The organism is Pseudoalteromonas sp. TB64 (assembly GCF_000498095.1).
Classification (GTDB): Bacteria; Pseudomonadota; Gammaproteobacteria; order Enterobacterales; family Alteromonadaceae; genus Pseudoalteromonas.
Map to the genome: position 1 here is coordinate 1 of NZ_AUTQ01000266.1, position 2029 is coordinate 2029.

Below are 2029 nucleotides of genomic sequence, written 5' to 3' on the forward strand. Positions count from 1 at the left end.
CATAAAACTTTTTAATTGAAGAGTTTGATCATGGCTCAGATTGAACGCTGGCGGCAGGCCTAACACATGCAAGTCGAGCGGTAACAGAAAGTAGCTTGCTACTTTGCTGACGAGCGGCGGACGGGTGAGTAATGCTTGGGAACATGCCTTGAGGTGGGGGACAACAGTTGGAAACGACTGCTAATACCGCATAACGTCTACGGACCAAAGGGGGCTTCGGCTCTCGCCTTTAGATTGGCCCAAGTGGGATTAGCTAGTTGGTGAGGTAATGGCTCACCAAGGCGACGATCCCTAGCTGGTTTGAGAGGATGATCAGCCACACTGGGACTGAGACACGGCCCAGACTCCTACGGGAGGCAGCAGTGGGGAATATTGCACAATGGGCGCAAGCCTGATGCAGCCATGCCGCGTGTGTGAAGAAGGCCTTCGGGTTGTAAAGCACTTTCAGTCAGGAGGAAAGGTTAGTAGTTAATACCTGCTAGCTGTGACGTTACTGACAGAAGAAGCACCGGCTAACTCCGTGCCAGCAGCCGCGGTAATACGGAGGGTGCGAGCGTTAATCGGAATTACTGGGCGTAAAGCGTACGCAGGCGGTTTGTTAAGCGAGATGTGAAAGCCCCGGGCTCAACCTGGGAACTGCATTTCGAACTGGCAAACTAGAGTGTGATAGAGGGTGGTAGAATTTCAGGTGTAGCGGTGAAATGCGTAGAGATCTGAAGGAATACCGATGGCGAAGGCAGCCACCTGGGTCAACACTGACGCTCATGTACGAAAGCGTGGGGAGCAAACGGGATTAGATACCCCGGTAGTCCACGCCGTAAACGATGTCTACTAGAAGCTCGGAGCCTCGGTTCTGTTTTTCAAAGCTAACGCATTAAGTAGACCGCCTGGGGAGTACGGCCGCAAGGTTAAAACTCAAATGAATTGACGGGGGCCCGCACAAGCGGTGGAGCATGTGGTTTAATTCGATGCAACGCGAAGAACCTTACCTACACTTGACATACAGAGAACTTACCAGAGATGGTTTGGTGCCTTCGGGAACTCTGATACAGGTGCTGCATGGCTGTCGTCAGCTCGTGTTGTGAGATGTTGGGTTAAGTCCCGCAACGAGCGCAACCCCTATCCTTAGTTGCTAGCAGGTAATGCTGAGAACTCTAAGGAGACTGCCGGTGATAAACCGGAGGAAGGTGGGGACGACGTCAAGTCATCATGGCCCTTACGTGTAGGGCTACACACGTGCTACAATGGCGCATACAGAGTGCTGCGAACCTGCGAAGGTAAGCGAATCACTTAAAGTGCGTCGTAGTCCGGATTGGAGTCTGCAACTCGACTCCATGAAGTCGGAATCGCTAGTAATCGCGTATCAGAATGACGCGGTGAATACGTTCCCGGGCCTTGTACACACCGCCCGTCACACCATGGGAGTGGGTTGCTCCAGAAGTAGATAGTCTAACCCTCGGGAGGACGTTTACCACGGAGTGATTCATGACTGGGGTGAAGTCGTAACAAGGTAGCCCTAGGGGAACCTGGGGCTGGATCACCTCCTTATACGATTTAGAACTTATTTGTTCGTAGTGTCCACACAGATGATTGTTATTGTAAAGAGAACAACACTTATTGTTTTGGGTCTGTAGCTCAGCTGGTTAGAGCGCACCCCTGATAAGGGTGAGGTCGGTAGTTCAAATCTACTCAGACCCACCACTTCTTATCTAATTAAGAAGATGGTTAAAACAATAAGTACCAGCATATGTGGGGCTATAGCTCAGCTGGGAGAGCGCCTGCCTTGCACGCAGGAGGTCAGCAGTTCGATCCTGCTTAGCTCCACCACTTACTTCTTAAAAATAAATATTCTTTATCAGGCCATTAACCGCCTGAGAATAGAGTGTGTTTAATTTTGAGAAGTTTTTACATCTCTTGCTCTTTAAAAATTTGGAAAAGCTGATAATAAAATTCTGATAGATACATTGTATTTATCAAGAGTTTTCAAAAGTAAAAAAAGAATGGTAGCAGTACCATTCAGTGCCATTTA

General features: G+C 49.3%; 2 tRNA genes and 1 rRNA gene. All 3 read left to right on the forward strand.

The features are described from left to right. Nucleotides 1–12: 12 nt before the first annotated feature. The 3 genes from L647_RS0122390 (at nt 13) to L647_RS0122400 (ending at nt 1827) form a co-directional block, all read left to right on the forward strand. Nucleotides 13–1548, forward strand: a 16S ribosomal RNA gene (locus L647_RS0122390). Nucleotides 1549–1624: 76 nt separating this feature from the next. Next, a tRNA-Ile gene (locus L647_RS0122395) sits at nt 1625–1701 on the forward strand. 50 nt (nt 1702–1751) lie between these two features. Next, nucleotides 1752–1827: transfer RNA gene (locus tag L647_RS0122400), tRNA-Ala, on the forward strand. The last annotated feature ends 202 nt before the right edge of the window (nt 1828–2029 follow it).